Here is a 20,718-nt window from a genome sequence, read left to right on the forward strand (position 1 = left end):
TCAGCCACGTCGGTCGGTTGCCATCGAGGACAGCCGGTCGGCGTGGTGCAGGGCGGTGAGCAGACTGGTGTGGTCGGCCTTCCCCGTCCCCGCGATGTCGAAGGCCGTGCCGTGGTCGACACCGGTGCGGACGAAGGGCAGTCCGATGGTGATGTTGACGCCGTGTTCCAGCCCCAGGTACTTGACGGGGATGAGGCCCTGGTCGTGGTACTGGGCGACCACGGCGTCGAACTCCCCGGCGCGGGCCCTCATGAAGACGGTGTCGGCGGGCCAGGGCCCGCTCGCCAGGATTCCCTCGTCCCGCGCGGCCCGGATCGCCGGAGCGATGACGTCCAGGTCCTCACGGCCGAACAGGCCGTTCTCCCCGGCGTGCGGGTTGAGGCCCGCGACCGCGATGCGAGGGGCGAGCAGACCGTCGCGGCGGAGCGTGCGGTGGGTGAGCCGGATGACGCCGAGTTCGCGGTCGGTGTCGATCGCGTCGAGCGCCGTGCGCAGGGACTGGTGGACGGTCACCAGGACGACGCGCAGCTCGTCGTCGGCCATCATCATCGCGTAGTCGGTGGTGCCCGACAGATCGGCCAGCATCTCGGTGTGCCCGGGGTGGGGGACCCCGGCCAGGCGCAGGGCCTCCTTGTTGACCGGCGCGGTCACCAGCGCACGTACGTCGCCGTTCAGGGCGAGCCGGATGCCGTGGCGCACGTACTGGAAGGCCGCCGCGCCCGCGCGGGCGTCGAGCGTCCCCCGGGGCAGGTCGTCGGGCAGGTCGCTCCCGGCGATGACGTCCACCGTGCCGGGGGTGTGCTCCGCCCGGTCGACGGACGTGATCGGGCGGAGCGTCAGCCGGGTGCCGACGACCTCGTCGGCACGGGCGAGGACGCGTGGATCGCCGATGACGACGACGGGCACGGTGCGCCGCGGGTCGGCGCAGGCCCTGAGCGTGATCTCCGGGCCGATTCCGCAGGGATCGCCCATGGTGACGGCCAACGGGGTCATGCGCGGCCCCCTCGGGCGAGGGGCTGCCGGACGAGGTCGCACAGGCGCAGGAGCAGACCGTCGTCGCCGAAGCCGCCCGCCTTGATCAGTACGGGGACGCGGGGGTGTCCGAGCGGGGTGCCGCGGGCGACGCCGGGCTCGGGTTCGTCGAGCAGGTCGACGCCGGTCACGCCGAGGGACCGGAGCACGGTCGCGGCCGTCTCCCCTCCGGTGACCACGAGCGCGTCGACGAGGCCCTCCCCGGTCAGGGTCCGTACGACCGTGGCCAGGGACCGGGCGAGCGCCCGCGCCGTCGTCGGCGTACGGCGTTCATCGGGCGTCCGCAGGGTGAGGACCGGGGCCGTCAGGTCGCGCAGAGCTTGTGCCGTGGCGTCCGGGTCGTCGCCGACGGTGACCCCCTGGACGTCCGCCCGGTCGTGGAGCGCGGCCAGCTGCCGCCGGGTCGCCGGGTTGGCGCTGCCGACGACGACGAGCGGCCTGCGGGCCGGGGCGGGCGCGGGAACGGCGGCCCCGGCCCCGGGCAGGCGGGCGCACCTGCGGGCCAGGGCCGCCGCCAGCCCGGGGGAGCCGACCCACAGCGCGTCGTCGAGGTGCGGCACCGCCGCCACCAGACGGTCGAGATCGGCGTCCGAGGCGGCGGAGCAGACGATCAGGCCGCCGTCACCGACCCGTACGGGCAGCTCGGCCACCCGGTCCGGGTCGACCACGACGGCCTCCGGGAACACCGCCGTCAGGTCCGAACACCGCACCGGGTGCACGGGGTCGCGGGCGAAGTCGCTCTCGTGGACCGGCACTCCCCGCACGTACTGGACCGCGTCCACCGTCACCCGGCCCTCCGCGGGAAAGGCCGGGGCGACGATGACGGCCCGCCGCCCCGAACCCGCCCACGCGGCCCGGACCTCCGCCGCGACATGGCCGCGCAGGGTGGAGTCCACCGTCTTGAGGAGCAGAGCGGCATCGGCGGACAGGCGCGCGGCCCGTTCCGTGCACGCGGCGGCCGCCTCCTCGTCCAGCAGACGGCTGCCGAGGTCGATCGCCCGCACGCCCAAGGCGGGGATCGTTCGTCCGCCCGGGGCGGACCGGGACGCCTCCGCCGGGGCGGAGAGCAGGATCCGCGCCTCGTGGCCGGTGCGGCGGAACGGCGCGGCACCGTCCCCGGCGCTGGTCAGGTCATCCGCCAGGATGACGATGTCCGGCCCGGTGCCATTGCGGGATGCCATGCCCCACCTCTCCGTCGATCGGCTCTGCCGAGTCCGGCCGCCCCGTGGACCCGGCCGACCAGGTCGACCCTGTGGACCCTGTGGGCCCGTCAGTTCCATCCGTGACCGGATCAATGGTCGTGCAGCCGAAAGGGCAGGACAAACGATTCGTTCTCACATCTCGTGTGAGTAAAATTCACAGATGCGGTGGTCGGCCCTTCCTCCTCTCAACACCCTGCTGCCCTTCGAGGCGACCGTCCGGCACGCGAGCATGACCGCGGCGGCGCGGGAGCTGCACGTGACGCACGGCGCGGTGAGCCGGCAGATCCAGAACCTGGAACGGGCCCTCGGGTCATCGCTGTTCGAACGGCGGTCACGCGCCCTGCACCCCACCCAGGAGGCGCGCCAGCTGGCAGCCGTCGTCAGGGACGCGCTCGACCAGATCGACGCGGCGGCCCGGCAGGTCTCCCGGCGCGCCCCCGCCGGGCCGCTCACCCTCTCGTGCGAGCCCACGCTCCTGATGCAGTGGCTCATTCCCCGGCTGCCCGACCTGAACGCGAGCGTGCCGGGCGTCACCGTCCACCTGTCCGCCGGGGGCGGCCCCGTCTCCTTCGAACGGGACGGCATCGACCTCGCGATCCGCCGGGACGACTTCCCCTTCCCCGAGGAGGCCACCGGCACCCGCCTGTTCGCCGAGCGGATCGGACCGGTCTGCCGGCCCGACCTCGCGGCCCGTCTCGCGGGGGCCGGTGGTGTGACGGCGGCGGTCCTCCTGCATGCGGGCACCCGGCCGCGGGCCTGGGACGACTGGCGGCGCATCACCGGCCTGGCGGCGGAGCCGGCCGCGCAGCAGACCCTGGAGCACTTCTATCTGACCCTCCAGGCCGCCGCGGCCGGCGTCGGGGTCGCGATCGCCCCGTACGCCGTCGTCCGCGACGACCTGGAGCGGGGGCGGCTCGCCGCCCCCTTCGGGTTCGTCCCCGACGGCACCGGCTACCACCTGCTCAGCCGCCGACCGCCCGGACAGGACGCCCGCGTCCGCGATCTGACCTCATGGCTGCGGACGCGAACGGCCCCGCTGGAAGCCGGTCCCGATCGGCCGTGACCCCGGCCCTCCCACGCGGTGGGAGGGCCGGGGTCGTTCCCGGTGAGAAGCCGTGCTCCTTCCTCACCGGTCCTTGGCCAGGGCTAGGAGTTCCGCGAACAGGCCGCCCGCACCGGCCAGTTCCTCGTACCCGCCCTGCTCGATCACACGGCCGTCGCGCATGACGACGATCCGGTCGGCCAGACGCGTGTTCTCCAGCTGGTGCGTGACGACGACGGTCATGCGCTCGGCGGCGATGCGCCTGATCTCCAGGAAGATCCGGTGCTCCCCGCGGGGGTCCATCTGCGAGGTCGGTTCGTCGAGGATCAGCAGCGGCGTCCGCCGGTACAGCGCCCGGCCGCACACCAGCCGCTGCCACTGGCCGCCGGACAGCTCGACCCCGCCGAACAGTTCGCGTGCCAGGAGCGTGTCGAGCCGGTGGGGCAGCTTCTCGATCGCGTCGCGCATCCCGACGGCGTCCACGGCCTCCCACACCGGCACGTCGTCGAACGTCCGGGGCTGGCCGAGGGTGATGTTCTCCCTGGCGCGCAGGGGCCAGCAGGCGAAGTTCTGCGGGACGAGCGCGGTGCGCTTCCACACGGACTCGGGATCGGCCTCGGCGAGGTCGGTGCCGTCCCACAGGATGCGCCCCTTGTCGGCGAGCAGAATGCCGGTGAGGAGCCTGGCCAGGGTGGACTTGCCCGAGCCGTTCTCGCCGACGACGGCCAGGATCTCGCCGCGGCGCAGGGTGAGCGAGACGCCGTCGACGGCGGGTTCCTCCTTGCCGGGGTACCGGTACACGACCTCGTCGAGCCGGATCTCGTCGACGCGGTCGGGGACGGTGAGTCCGCCGCGCTTCGGGGCGCGCTCGGCGGCCAGGTCGAGGAAGGACCGCATGTCGGCGAGGTACAGCGAGGTGTGGAACATCGCCGCGCCGTGCAGGACGAACTGCGAGAGGGCGGCCAGTGTCGTCTGGACGGCGATCACCGCGGTGGCGGCCACCGGAAGGGCGACGCGGCCGGTGCCGGCCAGCCACGCGAGGGTGGCCCAGGTGCCCAGCAGGAACACGCCGCCCAGGGCGCTGCTCGCCAGGACGATGCGGAGCATCCGGGGCGCGGCGGTGAGGGTCCGCCGGTCGATGCGGTCGGACAGGGAGCGGTACCAGTGGACGAGGTAGCCGGTCATCCCGTTGGCACGGACCTCGTCGCCGTGCCGGGAGTGGGTGGCCCACCAGCGCATCATGCCGCGGACGCTGCGGTCGCCCACGTTGGCGTAGTGGATCTCGTAGTCGACCCGTGCGCAGAGCACGGCACCGATGCCGGCCGGTACGACGGCGAGCAGGAGCAGCGGGAGCAGCGTCCAGTGCAGTGCGGTGACGACTCCGCTCGCGGCGACCATCCGGATCAGCGCGGCCATGAACCGCTGGGCGTCCTGCACCATCGTCCGGGTGCGGATGACGCCGACCTCGGCGGCCTCCTGACGGTCGGCGAACCCGTCCTCGCCGTACGCGGAGGCCTCGACGCGGCAGACCGCGGAGACCAGCGCGACGTCCGCCTCCGTCAGCAGCAGCGGTGCGATGCGCCCGTCGGCGTACGAGGCCAGGGCACCGCTGGTCCGGCCGGCGGCAGCCGCGGCCGTCACCACGATCAGGGCGGGCAGCGCGGCGTGCAGGCGTTCGGACACGGTGCCGGTGCCGAGGACGTGCGTCATGGCCCGTGCAGTGAACGTGAGGACGACGGCTGCGGCGACACCGGTGAGGAGCTGGCAGGCCAGGAGCAGGACGACGCCGGTCCTGTCGACGGCCCAGGCCATGCGGGCGGTGCTCCCGAGCACGGAGGGCAGTCGACTGCACATGGCCCCGAAACTCACGTCCGCCAGCGGGTTCTTGCCCTGTTTGCCCCCGTAGGTGATGGCGGCGGGCGGCGGCGGGGGAGGGGTCTTCGCATTTTCGGTCGAGGTGTCGGTCACGGTCACCCGCATCCCTCCAAGGGGTCGATGCCGCACCTGGATGGTCCGGCAGTGCACGGCTCAACGACGCGACGGAGGAATCGAACGCGCTCGATTTCGGACTCGTCGGAGCCCTTGAATCCCATGGGCTCGAACGCACAATCGCCGTACTGGAGCCGTCGTACGACACCATCGAGTGGCCGAAACGCCGAACGTGAGACGCATGTGACGTACGGGGTTGGCGTACGGGCTTGGGGCACCGGCTCCGGATCACCGGGTCGGCATGCGGTGCCGATGTGCAGCGCCGGCGTACGGCCTCGGCGTCCGGGGTTCCGGAGTCGGGGCGATCGGAGCGACTGAAGCGACCGAAGCGACTCTGGAACCGGAATACCGGAAGCCGGATCGCGATCGGTGCCGCCGATCGCGATCCGGCTTCCGGGGCCTCTCGTCGGCCCGGCCGCGGGACTCCGCGACTCTCAGCCGAAGGCGATGGCCGCCCCGGTCTCGACGGAGAGCTTCGCGGCTTCGAGGAGTCGCAGGCAGTCATGGGATTCGACGCCGTAACGCCGCCATCCCTCGGCGTCCGGATCCTCGGCGTCGGCGGCGTCGACGACCTCTTCGGAGTCCGGATCGATGTCCTCGGGAAGGCCGAGGGCCTCCGCGATCCGACGGACTTCCGCCAGCAGCCGCACCGAGGAACCGAGGTGGCCGCCCGGTGCCTTCTCGTCGACGATGACGCGGGCGAAGTCCACGGGAACGTAGTAGCCCTCGCAGTCCGAATGATGGATCAGGTGGTCGAACGGTCCGGGGGGATCACCGGGGACCGACCGGTAGACCTCGGTCAGGAGCGGATCGTCGGTCGCGCGTCGGCCCTCGTCCAGCGGCTCGGGCAGGCGCCCGTCCGCCGCGAGATGCACGGCGAGACGACGCACGGCGTGCAGCCCCGAGTAGCCCCACATCTCGAAATCCACGCTCCGCACCTCGGCCGGACCGGGCCCGGTCCACTGTTGTGCTCCCGCCCGCTCCAGCAGCTCCGCGATCACGGCGAGGTCGGCGCGGGCCGTCCCGGTGCGGCCGTCCTCGGCGTGGGCGGGCACACCGACGATCATGTTCAAACCCATGCCCCCGATTCTGCCAGCACCATTCGAACGGTCTTCCGGAGATGAAGGCCGGTCCAGGTCCTACTGCTCATGACGGCGACGCGCGAGATGGACGGTGATGTCGCCGTTCATCCCGACCACCTCGGGCAGCACTTGCCCGATCCGGCTGAACAGCTCTGCCCGATCCGGAGGGGGCAGTACGAGATAGGCCGAGACGGTGGAGAGGTGGCCGAGGTAGTCGCTCGCGGTCATCGCACAGCACCGTTCGACGACCGACTGCCGCACTTCGGTGAACCACGGGGACTGCTGGAGCTCCGTCCCCGGCCACTGCATGGCGTGCTCCGGGGGCGTTCCGTCGGGAGACGGGATCTCGTCGCTTTCCAGGAACGGGGCCCGCACCGCGCGCACGGCCTCCTCGACAGCCGGATCGGACAGCCGCAGAGGCCCGCCGAACGACGCGAAGACACCACCGGGCTCCGACAACGCGGCCATGCGTGACCATCGGCCCTCCGGCTCCGTCCAGTGCAGCGAGGCCGCAGCGTAGACGAGTCCGTACCGCTCGCCCGGCCGCAGGTCCTCGAACGCGGCCCGCTCCGTCCGGACGTCCGTCGGCACGTGCTTGCGCAATTCGGCGAGCATGGCCGCGTCGGGGTCGGTGGCGGTGACCGCGATCCCCCGCCGGGCGAACAGACGGGTCGCCTTGCCCGTTCCGGCACCGATCTCCAGGGCAGTCCGAACCGGGCCACCCGCGTAGGCCATCACCATGTCGATGAGCTCCGGGGGATACCCCGGCCGGAAACGCTCGTACGCTGCTGCCGTTGCTCCGAAACTCAATGCGCGATCGGACATGCCGGACAGCCTGACATCGGCCCCCCTTCGGCGCCCGCGATTTTCGAGCGCCCCTGCGACGCCCGCCGCGAGCGGGTCCTCGCGGCGGGCGTACCGCTGTTCCCCGTGGCCGTCACACGTCGGTCACTTGCCCAACTCCGCGGCCAGGGCGGCGCGCCGGGCGAACACCGCTTCCTTGGCCCCGGCCATCTCGCGGAGGGCGGTTCTCCGTTCCCGTGCGGCGAGCCGGTCCAGGTAGAGGTGGCCGTGGAGGTGGTCCGTCTCGTGCTGGAGGCACCGGGCGAAGTAGCCCCGGCCCTCGATCACCAGCGGGTTGCCGTCCTTGTCCCGGCCCCGGACGACGGCGCGGTCGAGGCGGGGCACCACACGGTGGGGGCCGGGGACGGACAGGCACCCCTCGGACTCCTCGACCAGTTCGCGGTCCTCGGCCGCCACCTCGTCCAGGACGGGGTTGGCGATGTGCCCGACGTGCCGCACACCCCACTCGTCCGTGATGTCCCAGACGAACAACTGCAGGTCCACGTCGATCTGGTTGGCGGCGAGCCCCGCGCCCTCCGCCGCTTGGTTCGTGGCGAACATGTCGTCGACCAGCCGGGACAGCTCGGGCGTGCCGAACCCGGTGACCTCCTGGCACCGGCGGCCGAGGACCTCCTCGCCGACGACGGTGATGCGGCGCACCGCGCCCCGTTCCACCTCCGGTGCGAGCCGCGGATACGAATCGACGGGTTCGCCCTGCACACGCACCCGACGGTCCTGCGGGGTGTCACCGAACCGAACAGCCATGGAGCATCAACGCCTTCCGTACACACCCGGGCCGACCGGGGAAGCACCGTGGTCGGCCGCGGTGCAGCTTGACCAAACGCTTTGCAAAGTAGCACTCTTTGCAAAATGAGCGATGAGAACCGTCGAACAGTGGCCACGGGCCGGTCCCCGCAGCACTCCCGGAAAGAGCTCCCGGACCATCCGGTGCGCATCGCCCTGCTTGACCTGCTCGCCGAGGTCGGCACCGTCACGTCCACACAGGCCGCCGCCCGCCTCGGCCTCAGCTCGGGGCTCTGCTCCTTCCACCTGCGCCAGCTCGCCCGGCACGGGCTGATCGAGGAGGTACCGCACAAGGACGGGCGGACACGGCCCTGGCGGCTGCGCTGGGAGTCCTCCCAGCCCTCCGAGGGGGAGACCCAGGAGGAGTTCGACGTACTCGCGCGCGGGCTGGAGGACGAGAGCTACCGGCACTGGCTGGCCCACCGGGACCGGGCGCCGGCCGAGTGGCGGCACGACGAGTCCTTCAGCGCCGTGGTCCACCTCACCCCGGAGGAGACGGCCGAACTCGCCGCCTCCATCCGCCTCCTGCTGGCCGACTACCGCGAACGGGACCGCCGCCGCGCCGCCCGGCCGCCCGGCGCGGTGGCCGTGGCCGCGGTCACCCGGTTGTTCCCCCTGCTGAACGAGCGGGGGGAACAACCGGACGCCATCAGCGGCGAAGCGGGCGATTCATGAGCGGGGGCGGACACGTTCGCCCCCGGGCCGCCGCGAGCGCCCGGTCGCCGTCCGGCTCGTTCTGATCGCCCGCACGGACGGCGACCACCACCTCGGCGCCGTCGACAGGACGGGCGAGAGGGTCCGGGACGTGTCCCCGTTCACGGACACAGGACCGGGAAGCCGACCTCGGTCCAGAGAGCCCGGACGACGGCGCCGGGCCTGTCCGCGGTCTTGGTGCCGGTGCCCTGGCCGGTGTCGGCGTGGTCGTCGGTGCTCCACACCTTGACCTCGGTGGAGGAGTCGCGGACCGGGGGCCAGCCCGGGTTTCCGGTGGCGGCGAAGTCGGCCCAGGCGCGCACCATGCGGCGTGCCAGTGCCCGGTCGGCGGGGGTGGGTGTGCCGCCGATGAGGAATGCCAGGTGCTCGTCGTCCAGGTTGCCGAAGGCGAAGGGAACGTCCGCGCAGTGCCAGGCGCGCACGACCCCGTGCGGGCCGGTGCGCCGCCGGTCGAAGCGGGACAGGAACGCCCGGCCGCCTGCCCGGGCATGGAGTTCTGCGAGTCGGTTGCCGTACTCGCAGAACAGCAGATCGCTGTAGACGGCGAGGTAGACGTCGAGCACCGGGGCCTGGGGCAGCGCGGCGCGGTAGCCGGCCACCAGGCCGGCGGGGAGGCCGAAGTCCTCGGCGAAGCGGGCGAGTTGTTCGTCGGTGGTGACCTTCGCGCTGCTGCCGACGGCGTCGAGCAGCCAGTACTCCTCCGTGGTGTGGCAGACCAGCAGGTCCACGTCCCGGGTCGCACCGGCCGCCATGCCCGTGAGGGGGTCGGTGGGCAGGACGTCGCCGTCGAGGACGGGGGCGTGGAGCGAGGGGTCGTAGTGACGGGATCCGGAGGCGGGGTCGCGCCGGTAGCGGTCGACCACCTGGTCGGCGGCGGCGACCAGGGCCTGCGGAGTCGCGGAGACCAGGCCCTGAGCCGTGGCCGGGCAGCCCGCGGCCGCGGCGATCTCGCGCGTGGTCGCGGCGGCGATCTCGCGGGTGTAGCAGGGGCTGGCGGGGCTGTGTGCGATGGCACGGCGGAACAGGCCGCGGGCGCGGTCCATCACCATGAGGCAGGCGACCGAGGCGGCTCCGGAGGACTGGCCCGCGATGGTGACGTTGTCGGGGTCTCCGCCGAAGACGGCGATGTTCTCGCGCACCCAGTGCAGGGCGGCGACCTGGTCGAGCAGGCCCCGGTTGTCCGGGTGGTCGGTCCCCCCGTCCGCCGGGACGTGGCCGAAGCCCTCGAAACCGATCCGGTGGTTGAGAGTGACCACGACCAGTCCGGCGCGGGCCAGCACGGTGCCGTCGAAGTCGGGCTGGGCCGAGGAGCCGAAGGTGTAGGCGCCGCCGTGGATCCAGACGAGGACCGGCAGGCGGCCACCGTCCGGGGCCGGCGTCCACACGTTGACGGTGAGGACGTCCTTGTCGCCCGGGGACCACACGGGCGCCCCGGGCAGCCGCGCCGACTGCGGGGCGATCGGACCGAATTCCCCGCACTCCCGCACTCCGGTCCACGGCGGCGCCGGAAGGGGCTCCCTGAACCGGTTGGCACCGAACGGCGGGGCGGCATAGGGGATCCCGAGAACGGCGACGACGTCGGCGGAGGCCCGGAACCCCCGGACCGGACCGTTCTTCGTCCTGAAGGTGTCCACAGAGACTGGCTCCCGCTCTCGCTTCGTGCCGGTGGATCGGTCGGAGGGCTTCAGCTTCGCATCGCTCGGCGAGCCGGGACCAACACCGGGATCGCCCCGATTGACGCACTGGTGGTGTGAATCCCCGGCGGGGGCGGGACAGCTACCGAAGCGACTGAAGCGACTCTGAACCCGGAATTCCAAGTTCCTGCGGGACGGGGCGCGCGGGACCGGGGTTCGGTCGCTGGGTCGCTGAGGGTCTTCGGCGGTTTCCGGGGGGTCTCAGGACAGCGACTGAAGCCGAGCGACCGAAGAACTTCTCGGTCGCTTCCACAGTTTTTTCAAAAGCCCAGGTCAGAGCATGTTTTCGGGCGGCACAGCGACTGGAGCGACTGAAGTGTCGGGTATATGAGGACATTCGCGCGTGCGTGTGTGCGTCATATATAGCGACCTTGAGTCGCTTCAGTCGCTTTTCTGGGTTTTGCAAGTCTCTGACCTGGGCTTTTTGTCAGCTACCGAGAGAGCGACCGAAGCATTCCGAGTCGCTGGGGTGCCGAGGTCTCAGTCGCTGATGACCGTTTCGTCGGGCCGGACGCGCTTCCGCCGACACGATGAAGCGGTTTCTCGCCCAGAGCCCCCCTCGGTAACCCGGGCTTCGATAATCTATGTTCGTCGTTGAGTCGCTTTGGTCGCTGATGGGGGGTGCGCATGGCGCATGAGCTGGACGTTTCACCCAGCGACCGGGAGCGACCCGGGTCTCCGCCGGTAGTCGCTCCGCGCAGTGTGGATCTTGCCAGGTGGTGTGCCAGCCGTGGTTGGCCGGTCCACCCCTTGGCTCCGGGACGCAAGACCCCGACGGCGAACTGCGAGAGGTGCCGTCAGCCAGGCCACACCCACAAGGGGTGCGCCTGCATCCAGGCCGGTCGCTGGTGCCACGGCTTCCACGCCGCCACCCTGGACTTCGCCCGCATCGAGCAGTGGTGGTTCAACCACCCCGGCCTCGGGGTCGGTGTCGCCTGCGGTCCCGCCCACCTGGTGGTCATCGACATCGACGCGCACCGGCAGCAGCCCCCGGACCGGGACCGCCTGCTGCCGGGCATCCCGATCCCCCGCAGCGTGGACCTGGGCGGCCTGGCCAACGGATTCCACACCCTGGGAGTGCTGGCCGCCCTGCGGGGCGCCGTCAGCCCGGCGGACGACGAATCGACCCTGCGTGTGCGCACGCCGTCCGGAGGACTTCACGTGTGGTACCGCGCCCATGGCAGCCACCGCTGGCAGTGCTCCGCGGGTTCGAGCAGCACCCGCGCCCTGGCCTGGCAGGTCGATGTCCGGGCCAACGGCGGGTACATCGTCGCGCCCGGCACCACCACCGCCGCGGGCACCTACACGGCCATCGGCCCGGCCCGTGAGCCGGCGGCCCTCCCCGACTGGCTGGCCCGTGAGCTCGCCCGTACCGGGCACCTCCCACCCGCCCACGTCCCCGCACCGCGTCCCGTGCCCCCCAGGGCCCGGCAGGCGGTGCTGGCGGCCGGTGGCGGCCGGGACGCGGCGGGACGGGCCCTGGCGAAGGTCCTCGGGGAGGTGGCGGCCTGTGCGAGCGTCCCGGAGGGGGCGGCCTTCTCCGCGAAGCTGAACCGGGCCGCGTACACCGTCGGGGGACTGGTCGCGGGCGGCCACCTCTCGGCGGACGCCGCGGAACAGGCCCTGCGGGACGCAGCCGAACAGGCCCGCCCCGGTCAGGAACGACGCTACGGCGCCATCATCCGCAGCGGTCTGAACGCGGGCCGGATGCGCCCACTGTCCCCGGGAGGCCGCGCGTGATCTCCCGGGACGACAACGCACTCTTCGACCCGCAGGCCGTCGCCGCGCAGATCCTCGCGCAGGTCCCCACGCCCCTGCCCGCGCAGGGCGGCGACCCCGGTACGGGCCAGTCGCCGGACGGCGAGGCCACCGCGGCGGGCCTGCTGCCCGACACCCTCACCGACCGGGGCAACGCCAAACTGTTCGTCAAGCTGTACGCCAACGACTACCGGCACGTCCCGGGACTCGGCTGGTACCGCTGGGACAGCACCCGGTGGCAGATCGACGAGGACGACACGGTGATCTGGGCCGCCGGGGACCTGGCCGAGAGCATCGCCTCCGCGGACCCGCGCGGCGTGTTCACCGGCGCGGCGCTCCAGCGGCACCGCAGCCGCGCGCTGAGCACCAGCGGTATGAACGCGATGCTCACCCAGGCCAAGGCCGCTCCCGGCATGGTGCTCAACGCGGCGCGGCTGGACGCCGATCCGTACGCGCTGTGCACGCCCTCGGGGATCGTCGACCTGCACACGGGGCTCATCAGGAAGCCCGACCCGAACAAGGACTTCCACTCCCGTTCCACCAGCGCGGCACCGCAGCCCGTGGCCACCCCCCGCTGGCACCGGTTCCTCACCGACACGTTCGGCGCGGACGCCGCCGGCGAGGAGATGGTCGACTTCCTGCACCTGCTGCTCGGCTACTCCATCACGGGGGACGTCGGCGGGCAGGTCATGCCCTTTCTGTTCGGCTCCGGCAAGAACGGCAAGTCGGTACTGCTGGACGTCCTGATGAAGCTGCTCGGCGACTACGCGGACGCCGCTCCGCCCGGCTTCCTGATGTCCCGCCCCTACGAGGGGCACCCCACCGACCTGGCCGAACTGCACGGCCGCAGGGTCATCGTGTGCAGCGAGGTCAAGCCCGGCGACAAGTTCGACGAGGCCCGGGTCAAGCTCCTCACCGGCGGCGACCGCATCAAGGCCCGCCGCATGCGGCAGGACTTCTTCAGCTTCGAGCCGACCCACAAGCTCTGGCTGCTGGGCAACCACCGTCCGGAGGTCGGCACCGGCGGCTTCGCGTTCTGGCGCCGCATGCGGCTCATCCCGTTCGAACGCGTGGTCTCCGACGACCGCAAGATCGACAACCTGGCGGACATCCTGGTCACCGAGGAGGGCCCGGGAATCCTCAACTGGCTCATCGAGGGCGCCCGTCGCTACCTGGCCGGGGAGAAGGTCCTCACCGGCCCCGAACGGGTCCGCATCGCCACGACCGCCTACGCCGAGACCGAGGACCACACCGGCCGCTTCATCAGCGAATCCTGTCGGATCGACCCCGAGCTGAGGGCGGAACAAGCAGCGCTCTACGCGGCATACAAGTCCTGGTGTCACAATGAAGGTGCCCCGGCCGTTTCGTCGCGAGCCTTCGCGGCCAGGGTTCGCGAGACGGTTGGACTGGCGTCGCCCAAGGAAATGATCCTGTCCAACCAGCGGAAGTACTACCCGGGCATCGGACTGCTCGCTGATCAGGAGACAGCATGAGCGCCCTCATCGCAGAGGACGAGATCAATCATGAAGTCGACCTCGTCTGGCTGGAGGACATCGCCGACCTCGACTACGTACGGCAGAGCCTCGACCGGCTGCCGACCCGCAGGGGCAAGCCCGCCTACCACCGGGACGGCCGCATGGTCGGGTACACCCTGCTGGGTCCCAAGGCGAAGGCGTCGCGCTCGTCCGGTACGTTCCGTCGCCGGGTCTTCTGGCTGCTCCCGCACGACCGCGACAGCGAACCGGAGGGCCTGTACGCCACCGGGGCCCCCGCGGAGGCGGTGGACCCGCGCACGCTGGAGCCGGGCCGCAAGGGCCGCAAGACCGCCCGCTCCGAGGGCGGCCCGCCGTCCCCGGCGATGCAGGAAATGGGCATAACCCTCCCGCTGTAGCCGACGCGCGTCCCCGCACGCCGGCCACGGGCGCTCCGCGGACCGTCCGGTGAGGAAGTCTCAGCCGGCGTTCAGGGCGCGGTCGAGGAGGGGCAGCAGCCGGTCCCAGTGCCGTTGCAGCGCGGCGGCGTCGAAGGCGTCGGTGTCGGACATGGTGAAGCCGTGGACGGTGCCTGGGTAGATCTCGCAGGTGTACTCGACACCCGTGGCGTCCAGGGCCCGTTCGAGCTCGCGGGCGGCCTCGGGGGTCATGTCGTTCTCCGAGAGCCCGAGATGGACCCGGGCGGTGAGTCCGTCCAGGACGCGGTGCGGGCTGTCGGGCGCGTCGGTGACCAGGAAGCCGGGGTGGAACCCGGCGACGGCGGCCACCCGGTCGGGATGGGCCGCCGCGGTGCGCAGCGCCAGGGCGGCGCCCATGCAGTAGCCGATCGCGGCGACCGGTCCCGGACCGACCTCGGGCCGGGTGGTGAGGAACCGGACGTAGGCGTCGGCGTCGCGCAGGACGCGTTCGGTGGTGTGCTCCTCGACGAGGGGCATCAGGCGTTCGATGACCTTCGGCCGGATCTCTTCCCCGAGGTGCTCGGGAAGCTCGATCACCGGTGCCGGGCCGTGCCGGTGGTAGACGTTGGGGAGGAGCACGTAGTAGCCGTGCCCGGCCAGTTCTCGGGCCTTCTCCTCCAACTCGGGCCGTACGCCGAAGGCGTCCGAGTACAGCAGCACCCCCGGATGCCGCTCGCCGTCGTCGGGAAAGGCGGCGAAGGCGTCGGCCGGGCCGTCCGGAGTGGGAATCTGCAGGGTCGCGGTGGGAATGGCGGGTCTTCCTTCCTGGAGTCCGTTCGATCGACGCCGGTCCGACCGATGCCGGTCGGACCGGCGTCGTCGGCGGGAGTGAACGTATCCGGATCCGGCCGGACACGACCAGTTCGTACGGCAGTTCACCCGCGTGCCGGGGGAGTCAGGGCTGTTCGGCGCCGGGAGATCCGGTGGTGTCCCGGAGGAACTGTTCGAGCACGGCTCGCAGGACGTCGGGCCGCTCCAGATGGAGATCGTGGCCCGTCCCGGGGATGCTCATGGCCACCGTCCCCGGCCGCTGCCGGAGCATCCTGTCGCACTCCTCCGGGGCGACGATGCCGGACCGCCCGAGGACGGCCAGCGTCGGGCAGGTGATGCCGGCCCACTCGTCCCAGTAGGAATGCCTGGCGTTCTCGGCCAGGGAGTCGACCATCACGTCGCGGTCGAAGCGCGGCCACCACGCGCCGTCGCGTTCCTCCAGCCCGGCGGCCCAGCCCTCGCCGACCGGGCCGCCGCCGAGGAACGCGACGGCGGCCTCCCACGACGGGAACGGGACCGGCCACGAGTCGAGCCAGCCGCCGATGTCGGCGGGAACGTCCGGATCCGCCTCGCCGGGCTTGGCCTCGACGAGCACGAGCGCGTGGACGAGGCCGGGATGGGCGGCGGCGGTGAGCATGGCGGTGTGGCCGCCGAGGGACTGGCCGACCAGGACGGGCCGCCGCAGGTCCAGTTGGTCGAGGACCGCGACGACGTCGGCGACGTACGCGGCGCGCGAGCGGTCGTGGGGGCGCCGCTCGCTGCCGCCGTGCCCGCGCTGGTCCACCGCGACGACCCGGTGCCGGGCGCGCAGGTGCCGGGCGATCGTGTCCCATTCGCCCGAGTGCCCGGCCAGCCCGTGCAGCAGGACGACGGGGGTTCCCGTCCCGCCCCAGTCACGGCAGGAGATGCGTACGCCGTCGCGCACGACGGTGCGTTCGGACCAGGTCATGTGATTCCTTCGAGGGCTTGTTGCCGGACGCGGTGGGCCGGGCGGGACGGCGGCGGGGCCGGAGCGGTCAGCGGTAGGCGGCGAGGAAGGCCCGGACGCCGGCGGCGGCGTAGTGGTCCAGCTCGGCCTCGGTGTGCTGGAGGCTGCCGTGGAACATGGCCTTGTTCACGGGGATCCACAGCAGCAGGCCGGAGAAGTGGTTGGCGGCCAGCAGCGGTTCGTCGATCCGGAGCAGTCCGCGGTCGGCGAGGTTCTGGAGGGTGGTGGCCAGGTTTGCCAGGACCCTTTCGAAACCCTGCTCGTACCAGTCGGCGCCCAGTTCGGGGAAGGTGTCCGCGTTGGCGATGACCAGGCGACGCAACTGGAGTACCTGGGGCTGGGTGAGAGCGGTCAGGAACCGGTGGGCCAGCCGGGTCAGGTTCTCCTCCAGCGTGTCGGCGTCGGCCGGGATGTCGGCCACCGTGTCGATCATGCCGTCGATGCGGTCGGTGGTGGCCAGGACGATCTCGGCGAACAGCTTCTCCTTGTCGGAGAAGTGCTTGTAGACGGTCTGCTTGGACACCGCGGCCAGCTTCGCGATGTCGTCCATGCTGGTGCCGGAGTAGCCCTTGCTCATGAACGCACTGGTCGCGGCTTCCATGATCGCCCGGCGCTTGAGCGCCGACCGGCCCTGCTCGCTCGTTTCCATGCCGCCTCCCGATTTCCAGTACTGGACAGTCCAGTTCCCGTGTGAGTACTGTACCGTCCAGTTCCGCAGCAGTACTGGACCGTCCAGTTCCCGAATTGGCTCTCGGCGTCGAGGAAGACATCACATGACCCAGACCATCGGTGCCCCGATCACCGTGTCCGCCCCGGCCCGGCCGACGACGCGGGCCCTGCTGGCCGGCGCCGCCGCGGCGGGCCCGCTGTTCCTGGGCGCGGGGCTGATCCAGGGCATCACCCGCGACGGTTTCGACTTCACCCGCAACGCCCTCAGCCAACTGAGCCTCGGTGACCTCGGCTGGATCCAGGTCACTGTTTTCCTGCTCACGGGCGTACTGGTCGTCGCCGGAGCGGTCGGGATGCGCCGGGCGCTCCGCGACGCGCCCGGCGGTACCTGGGCGCCGCGGCTGATCGGTGCGTTCGGTGTCTCGTTCCTGCTCGCCGGGGCCTTCGCGGCCGATCCGGGTGCCGGATTCCCCGTCGGTGCTCCCGAGACCCGCGTCGCCTCCCTGAGCGCGCACGGCGCCGTCCACATGCTCAGCGGCACGGTGGGCTACCTGGCGCTCTGCGCCGCTTTCCTCGTACTGGCCCGCCACTTCGCCGCCCGGAACCGGCGCGGGTGGGCCATTGCCTCCCGCGTGGCGCCCGCCGTGGTGCTCGTCGGCCTCGCCGGTTCGTCCGCCACCGTCCTGGCGTTCACGGCCGGGGCGGGACTCGGCCTGCTCTGGCTCACCGCGGTCACCACCGGGCTGCTGGCCGAGACGCCCCCGGCACAGCGATGATCATTCTCTCTCCCCCGCGCACTGCCCTTCCGGCAGGGTGACGGACAATTCAAGATCACTTAGCACGAACGGATGGGATTCGACATGACCGAAGCAGTGAAGGGCCCGGCCAGCTACTTTCCCTCGATCGAGAAGAAGTACGGCCGCCCGATCGCCGAGTGGAAGGACCTGATCCGCTCCTCGCCCCTGGTCAAGCACATGGAGCTCGTCTCCTGGCTCAAGACCGAGCACGGTCTGGGCCATGGCCACGCCAACGCGCTTGTCGCACACACCCTCGCGGAGGACAGCGGAAGGTGAACCGAGCCCGGACCCGCCCGCGCGGGGGCGGGCCCGGCCCGGCCCCTCCCGCGATCAGGGGGAGGCACCACCCGTGCGACATGACGGCACGTGGGGGTCAAGCACCCGGGGACGGCGGGGCGCCCCGTACCCCCGGCGGGTCCATCTCGCGCCATTCCGGCCGTAGCCCCGCCAGGTTCGTGGTGAGGAAGTACGCGGTCCCGCAGACGAGGAGTACCGGCGCGAGCCCGACCGCGGTCACCGCCGCCCCGGCGAGCAGCCCGCCGAGGGGGATCCCGGCCCAGGACAGCGAGTCGCCGAGCGCGTTGACCCGGCCCCGCATCCGGCGCGGCACCCGTTCGAAGAGGACGGCCCCCAGCACCGGGTTGATGAAGCCGGCGCCGAACCCGCTGACGGCGAAGACGGCCAGTACCACCCCCAGCGGGGCGTCGAGGGCGAGAACCAGGAATCGCGGCGCCCCCGCCAGCAGGAATCCGACGAGCACGACCGTCCTGCGTCGCAGCCGGTGCGCGGCCATCGCGGCGATGAGGCTCCCGGCGACCGCCGCCGCTCCCATCGCACTGCTCGTCAGACCGATCACGGTCGGCCCGTTGCCGGACTCCTTGGCCCAGACGGGAACGAGGACCGTGGAGATCGCCGCGTCCAGCAGGTTGGTGATCCCCACCATGACGATGAGGGTGAGCAGCAACGGTTCGCCCCGCAGGAAGGTGAAGCCCTCGCCGAAGCGGTGCCAGTAGCCCGGTTCCTTCCCGTCGTCCCCCGACGGGTCCTCCGCGGTTCCGCGGCCCATGCCGCGGGGCAGTGCCAGCGCGATGACCACCGAGCCGAGAGCGAAGCAGCCCGCGTTGATGGCGAGCCCCGCCATGGGACCGAGCAGTGCCACCAGGGAGCCGCCCGCCGCCGGGCCGACGGTGGAGGCGAGCCGCTCGATCACGCCGGACAGGCCGGTGGCCCGCTCCAGCGGCACCCCGCTGCGTTCCGCGGCTTCCGGAACCATGACCTCCTTGGCCAGATCGCCCGGTCCACGGGCCGCGCCGATCAACGCGACCAGGACCAGCAGGAGCGGGAAGGACAGGAGGTGCAGGGCGTGGAGCAGGGGGACCGCGGCAGCGGCGGTCGCACTCGCCAGGTCGGTGGTCCAGGAGACGGCCCGCGGGCCGATCCGGTCCACGAGCGGTCCGGTGAGCGCCTTGACCACCACGTAGGGCGTCATCTCGCAGAAGGCGACCACCCCGGTCAGGGTGGCGCTGCCGGTCGTGACGAGCACGAACCAGGGCAGCGCCACCACGGAGATCCGGGTACCGGTCAGCGACACGGCCATGGCCGTCAGAACCCCGCCCAGCGGCCGCAAGGACCGTCTGCCGGATATTTCGTCGACGTCCGGGGCCTCCGTCGTCATGGCGTCTCCGCTCCCTCCGACGCCCCGGGACCGGCGGACTCGTCCGGCGGGGCGGGCGTGTCCAGCTCGGGCAGGATGTGCGTGATGACGCCGATGCGCTCGGCCCCCTCGGGGGCGGTCGCCGCCGCCTCCGGCGTGTCCCACCGGTAACGGGCGAGCACGTCCCACAACTCCTGGCGCAGGGCGATGGTCTCCCCGGGTGTGAGCCGCAGGGCCCAGTCGCTCATGTCGAAGGTGCCCCGCCACGCCCGGGGCATCGTCTGCAACTCGTTCAGCGCCTGCTGGGTGCGAAGGGTGTAGGTGGCGGAGACGGACTGCAGATACGCCAGCGCGGCCTCGGGCTCCCGTTCGGTCAGATCCTGGTCGCTGAGCTCCGTCGTCCGGTGCACCGAGCGCCACCAGCGCTCGCGCGCGTTGCCGCGTTCCGTGTCCTCCTCGACGAAGCCGGCCGCGCCGAGCTGGCGCAGGTGGTAACTGGCCGTCCCGGAGTTCACGCCCAGCCGTTCCGCGAGGCGGGTGGCCGTGGACGGGCCGTACTTCCGCAGGTGCCCGACCAGCTGCACGCGTATCGGGTGCGCCAGGGCGCGCAGCCCCTTGGCATCCAGGACGACCGAGTTCTCTTCGACGGCCGGGGTGTCCGGCCTCTTCGCCGCGTCTGTCATGCGGCACACCCTAGACCGCAAAGAGTTCTTCGCGAAGAGTTCTTCGCGAAGAACCCTTTGCGGTTCTCTGTGCTTCCGTTCCGGCCGGGCGGCTTCCGGCGCGCGATCCGGCTCGGATACTCCTCATGGGCATGGCAGGATCGCGGTCATGTCTCCCAGCGTTCCCCGCCTCCGGATCGGCTCGACCGAGATCATCGCCCTCGCCGACGGCGAAGGCCCGTTCTTCGCCCCGCGTGCCGACGCCTTCCCCGGGGCGACGGCCGCCCAGTGGGCCGAGGCCGACCGTTACGACCCCGGCGCGGTCGACGCCCAGGGGCGCTGGTGGCTCCCGTTCCGCGCGTACGCGATCCGCAGCGACAAGGGCGTCACCGTCGTGGACGCCGGGATCGGTCCGGCGGACGGCCCGGCCGCCGCGTGGGCGCCCGTGCCCGGTGTGCTCCCCGATTCGCTCGCCGCCGCGGGCATCGACCCGGCCGAGGTCGACACCGTGGTGCTCACGCATCTGCACACCGACCACGTCGGGTGGGCGGTCGTGACCGAGGCGGCCGTCCCGGCGGCGGGGGGCGGCACGACGGCCGGCGGCGCCTCGGCCGGCAGCCGGCGCCCTTATTTCCCGAATGCCGAATACCTGCTCCAGCGGGCCGAGTTCGACGCCCTCGACGCGCTCAACCCACAGCTCCGCGAGACCCTCACCGACCCGCTCGCGGCCGCCGGGCGGCTCCGGCTCCTCGACGGGGACACCCCGCTGCGCACCGGGCGCGTGGTCGCCACACCCGGTCATACGCCCGGACACCAGAGCCTGCTGGTCGCCGATGGGCGCGAGCTGGTGCTCGTCACCGGCGACCTCCTGGTGCACGCGCTCCAACTGCTCCACCCAGGGCTCGCCTACGCGCACGAGGCCGACCCCGAGGAGGCCGAGCGTTCGAGGCGGCGCATGTTCGACCACGGAACCGGCACCACCCTGCACCTGGCGACGTCGCACTTGACGGAGCCGTTCCTTCCGATGTGATCGGGGCAGGGGCAGGGGCAGGGGCAGGGGCGGATT

Annotated in this window: 20 protein-coding genes; 8 read left to right on the forward strand and 12 right to left on the reverse strand. The window is 72.0% G+C overall.

The features are described 5' to 3' along the window. Together pdxA and ABZZ04_RS21360 are read right to left on the reverse strand one after the other, a co-directional pair. Nucleotides 1-993 carry a 4-hydroxythreonine-4-phosphate dehydrogenase PdxA gene (gene pdxA, locus ABZZ04_RS21355; protein WP_356933774.1) on the reverse strand — a complete coding sequence of 331 codons (993 nt, stop codon included), beginning with the start codon at nt 991-993 and terminating at the stop codon, nt 1-3. Further along, a complete protein-coding gene (locus ABZZ04_RS21360) occupies nt 990-2,213 on the reverse strand; it encodes a four-carbon acid sugar kinase family protein (protein ID WP_356933775.1) in 1,224 nt (407 codons plus the stop codon). The genes pdxA and ABZZ04_RS21360 overlap by 4 nt, the downstream gene beginning before the upstream one ends. A 181-nt stretch (nt 2,214-2,394) precedes the next feature. Here ABZZ04_RS21360 and ABZZ04_RS21365 point away from each other — a divergent pair, with 181 nt between their 5' ends. Then, nucleotides 2,395-3,297 carry a LysR substrate-binding domain-containing protein gene (locus tag ABZZ04_RS21365; protein WP_356933776.1) on the forward strand — a complete coding sequence of 301 codons (903 nt, stop codon included), beginning with the start codon at nt 2,395-2,397 and terminating at the stop codon, nt 3,295-3,297. Between the two features lie 63 nt (nt 3,298-3,360). On the opposite strand, the gene ABZZ04_RS21370 is transcribed toward ABZZ04_RS21365, so the two are convergent. The 4 genes from ABZZ04_RS21370 to def form a co-directional block, all read right to left on the reverse strand. Beyond that, nucleotides 3,361-5,256 (reverse strand): ATP-binding cassette domain-containing protein, encoded by a 1,896-nt coding sequence (locus ABZZ04_RS21370; RefSeq protein ID WP_356933777.1) that lies wholly within the window; start codon nt 5,254-5,256, stop codon nt 3,361-3,363. A gap of 443 nt (nt 5,257-5,699) precedes the next feature. Beyond that, complete coding sequence (locus ABZZ04_RS21375; protein ID WP_356933778.1) at nt 5,700-6,344, reverse strand: hypothetical protein; 645 nt, start codon at nt 6,342-6,344, stop codon at nt 5,700-5,702. 60 nt (nt 6,345-6,404) lie between these two features. Further along, nucleotides 6,405-7,172, reverse strand: coding sequence for a class I SAM-dependent methyltransferase (locus ABZZ04_RS21380; protein ID WP_356933779.1), 768 nt, complete (start codon nt 7,170-7,172; stop codon nt 6,405-6,407). A 123-nt stretch (nt 7,173-7,295) separates the two neighbouring features. Beyond that, nucleotides 7,296-7,955 carry a peptide deformylase gene (def, locus tag ABZZ04_RS21385; RefSeq protein WP_356933780.1) on the reverse strand — a complete coding sequence of 220 codons (660 nt, stop codon included), beginning with the start codon at nt 7,953-7,955 and terminating at the stop codon, nt 7,296-7,298. Between the two features lie 105 nt (nt 7,956-8,060). On the opposite strand from def, the gene ABZZ04_RS21390 reads away from it, so the two are divergent. Further along, nucleotides 8,061-8,669 carry a winged helix-turn-helix domain-containing protein gene (locus ABZZ04_RS21390; RefSeq protein WP_356933781.1) on the forward strand — a complete coding sequence of 203 codons (609 nt, stop codon included), beginning with the start codon at nt 8,061-8,063 and terminating at the stop codon, nt 8,667-8,669. A 140-nt stretch (nt 8,670-8,809) separates the two neighbouring features. Here the strand turns inward: ABZZ04_RS21390 and ABZZ04_RS21395 are convergent, their stop codons facing one another. After that, nucleotides 8,810-10,342 (reverse strand): carboxylesterase family protein, encoded by a 1,533-nt coding sequence (locus ABZZ04_RS21395; RefSeq protein ID WP_356933782.1) that lies wholly within the window; start codon nt 10,340-10,342, stop codon nt 8,810-8,812. A 687-nt stretch (nt 10,343-11,029) separates the two neighbouring features. On the opposite strand from ABZZ04_RS21395, the gene ABZZ04_RS21400 reads away from it, so the two are divergent. Genes ABZZ04_RS21400 through ABZZ04_RS21410 form a run of 3 tightly spaced genes read left to right on the forward strand, consistent with a single transcriptional unit; the run spans nt 11,030 to nt 14,051 of the window. Beyond that, complete coding sequence (locus tag ABZZ04_RS21400) at nt 11,030-12,142, forward strand: bifunctional DNA primase/polymerase (protein ID WP_356933783.1); 1,113 nt, start codon at nt 11,030-11,032, stop codon at nt 12,140-12,142. Further along, entirely contained in the window at nt 12,139-13,653 is a 1,515-nt protein-coding gene (locus ABZZ04_RS21405; RefSeq protein WP_356933784.1) for a phage/plasmid primase, P4 family, read from the forward strand. The genes ABZZ04_RS21400 and ABZZ04_RS21405 overlap by 4 nt, the downstream gene beginning before the upstream one ends. Then, a complete protein-coding gene (locus ABZZ04_RS21410; protein ID WP_356933785.1) occupies nt 13,650-14,051 on the forward strand; it encodes a DUF6009 family protein in 402 nt (133 codons plus the stop codon). Before ABZZ04_RS21405 ends, ABZZ04_RS21410 begins: the two co-directional genes overlap by 4 nt. Nucleotides 14,052-14,111: 60 nt before the next feature. Here ABZZ04_RS21410 and ABZZ04_RS21415 read toward each other — a convergent pair whose 3' ends face one another. The 3 genes from ABZZ04_RS21415 to ABZZ04_RS21425 form a co-directional block, all read right to left on the reverse strand. After that, on the reverse strand, nt 14,112-14,861 hold the full coding sequence (locus ABZZ04_RS21415; RefSeq protein ID WP_356933822.1) for a dienelactone hydrolase family protein: 750 nt from the start codon (nt 14,859-14,861) through the stop codon (nt 14,112-14,114). 145 nt (nt 14,862-15,006) lie between these two features. After that, nucleotides 15,007-15,831 carry an alpha/beta hydrolase gene (locus ABZZ04_RS21420; RefSeq protein ID WP_356933786.1) on the reverse strand — a complete coding sequence of 275 codons (825 nt, stop codon included), beginning with the start codon at nt 15,829-15,831 and terminating at the stop codon, nt 15,007-15,009. A 67-nt stretch (nt 15,832-15,898) separates the two neighbouring features. Continuing rightward, nucleotides 15,899-16,519 (reverse strand): TetR/AcrR family transcriptional regulator, encoded by a 621-nt coding sequence (locus tag ABZZ04_RS21425; protein ID WP_356933787.1) that lies wholly within the window; start codon nt 16,517-16,519, stop codon nt 15,899-15,901. A 124-nt stretch (nt 16,520-16,643) separates the two neighbouring features. Between ABZZ04_RS21425 and ABZZ04_RS21430 the strand changes: the two genes are divergently transcribed. Both ABZZ04_RS21430 and ABZZ04_RS21435 read left to right on the forward strand, forming a co-directional pair. Beyond that, the gene (locus ABZZ04_RS21430; protein ID WP_356933788.1) at nt 16,644-17,315 is read left to right on the forward strand and encodes a DUF998 domain-containing protein; all 672 of its coding nucleotides are present in this window, start codon (nt 16,644-16,646) and stop codon (nt 17,313-17,315) included. Nucleotides 17,316-17,399: 84 nt separating this feature from the next. Beyond that, nucleotides 17,400-17,612 carry a DUF4287 domain-containing protein gene (locus ABZZ04_RS21435; protein WP_356933789.1) on the forward strand — a complete coding sequence of 71 codons (213 nt, stop codon included), beginning with the start codon at nt 17,400-17,402 and terminating at the stop codon, nt 17,610-17,612. 97 nt (nt 17,613-17,709) lie between these two features. On the opposite strand, the gene ABZZ04_RS21440 is transcribed toward ABZZ04_RS21435, so the two are convergent. Next, complete coding sequence (locus tag ABZZ04_RS21440) at nt 17,710-19,011, reverse strand: MFS transporter (protein WP_356933790.1); 1,302 nt, start codon at nt 19,009-19,011, stop codon at nt 17,710-17,712. Further along, entirely contained in the window at nt 19,008-19,673 is a 666-nt protein-coding gene (locus ABZZ04_RS21445) for a helix-turn-helix domain-containing protein (protein WP_356933791.1), read from the reverse strand. The genes ABZZ04_RS21440 and ABZZ04_RS21445 overlap by 4 nt, the downstream gene beginning before the upstream one ends. Nucleotides 19,674-19,821: 148 nt before the next feature. Here ABZZ04_RS21445 and ABZZ04_RS21450 point away from each other — a divergent pair, with 148 nt between their 5' ends. Further along, nucleotides 19,822-20,682 carry an MBL fold metallo-hydrolase gene (locus tag ABZZ04_RS21450; RefSeq protein WP_356933792.1) on the forward strand — a complete coding sequence of 287 codons (861 nt, stop codon included), beginning with the start codon at nt 19,822-19,824 and terminating at the stop codon, nt 20,680-20,682. The last annotated feature ends 36 nt before the right edge of the window (nt 20,683-20,718 follow it).

The organism is Streptomyces sp. NPDC006435 (assembly GCF_040612315.1).
Lineage (GTDB): Bacteria > Actinomycetota > Actinomycetes > Streptomycetales > Streptomycetaceae > Streptomyces.

Bases quoted from the DNA above. Each gene is read 5' to 3' on its own strand.
- pdxA (WP_356933774.1), bottom strand. From the start codon at position 993: ATGACCCCGTTGGCCGTCACCATGGGCGATCCCTGCGGAATCGGCCCG.
- ABZZ04_RS21360 (WP_356933775.1), bottom strand. From the start codon at position 2,213: ATGGCATCCCGCAATGGCACCGGGCCGGACATCGTCATCCTGGCGGAT.
- ABZZ04_RS21365 (WP_356933776.1), top strand. From the start codon at position 2,395: ATGCGGTGGTCGGCCCTTCCTCCTCTCAACACCCTGCTGCCCTTCGAG.
- ABZZ04_RS21370 (WP_356933777.1), bottom strand. From the start codon at position 5,256: ATGCGGGTGACCGTGACCGACACCTCGACCGAAAATGCGAAGACCCCT.
- ABZZ04_RS21375 (WP_356933778.1), bottom strand. From the start codon at position 6,344: ATGGGTTTGAACATGATCGTCGGTGTGCCCGCCCACGCCGAGGACGGC.
- ABZZ04_RS21380 (WP_356933779.1), bottom strand. From the start codon at position 7,172: ATGTCCGATCGCGCATTGAGTTTCGGAGCAACGGCAGCAGCGTACGAG.
- def (WP_356933780.1), bottom strand. From the start codon at position 7,955: ATGGCTGTTCGGTTCGGTGACACCCCGCAGGACCGTCGGGTGCGTGTG.
- ABZZ04_RS21390 (WP_356933781.1), top strand. From the start codon at position 8,061: ATGAGCGATGAGAACCGTCGAACAGTGGCCACGGGCCGGTCCCCGCAG.
- ABZZ04_RS21400 (WP_356933783.1), top strand. From the start codon at position 11,030: ATGGCGCATGAGCTGGACGTTTCACCCAGCGACCGGGAGCGACCCGGG.
- ABZZ04_RS21410 (WP_356933785.1), top strand. From the start codon at position 13,650: ATGAGCGCCCTCATCGCAGAGGACGAGATCAATCATGAAGTCGACCTC.
- ABZZ04_RS21420 (WP_356933786.1), bottom strand. From the start codon at position 15,831: ATGACCTGGTCCGAACGCACCGTCGTGCGCGACGGCGTACGCATCTCC.
- ABZZ04_RS21425 (WP_356933787.1), bottom strand. From the start codon at position 16,519: ATGGAAACGAGCGAGCAGGGCCGGTCGGCGCTCAAGCGCCGGGCGATC.
- ABZZ04_RS21430 (WP_356933788.1), top strand. From the start codon at position 16,644: ATGACCCAGACCATCGGTGCCCCGATCACCGTGTCCGCCCCGGCCCGG.
- ABZZ04_RS21435 (WP_356933789.1), top strand. From the start codon at position 17,400: ATGACCGAAGCAGTGAAGGGCCCGGCCAGCTACTTTCCCTCGATCGAG.
- ABZZ04_RS21440 (WP_356933790.1), bottom strand. From the start codon at position 19,011: ATGACGACGGAGGCCCCGGACGTCGACGAAATATCCGGCAGACGGTCC.
- ABZZ04_RS21445 (WP_356933791.1), bottom strand. From the start codon at position 19,673: ATGACAGACGCGGCGAAGAGGCCGGACACCCCGGCCGTCGAAGAGAAC.
- ABZZ04_RS21450 (WP_356933792.1), top strand. From the start codon at position 19,822: ATGTCTCCCAGCGTTCCCCGCCTCCGGATCGGCTCGACCGAGATCATC.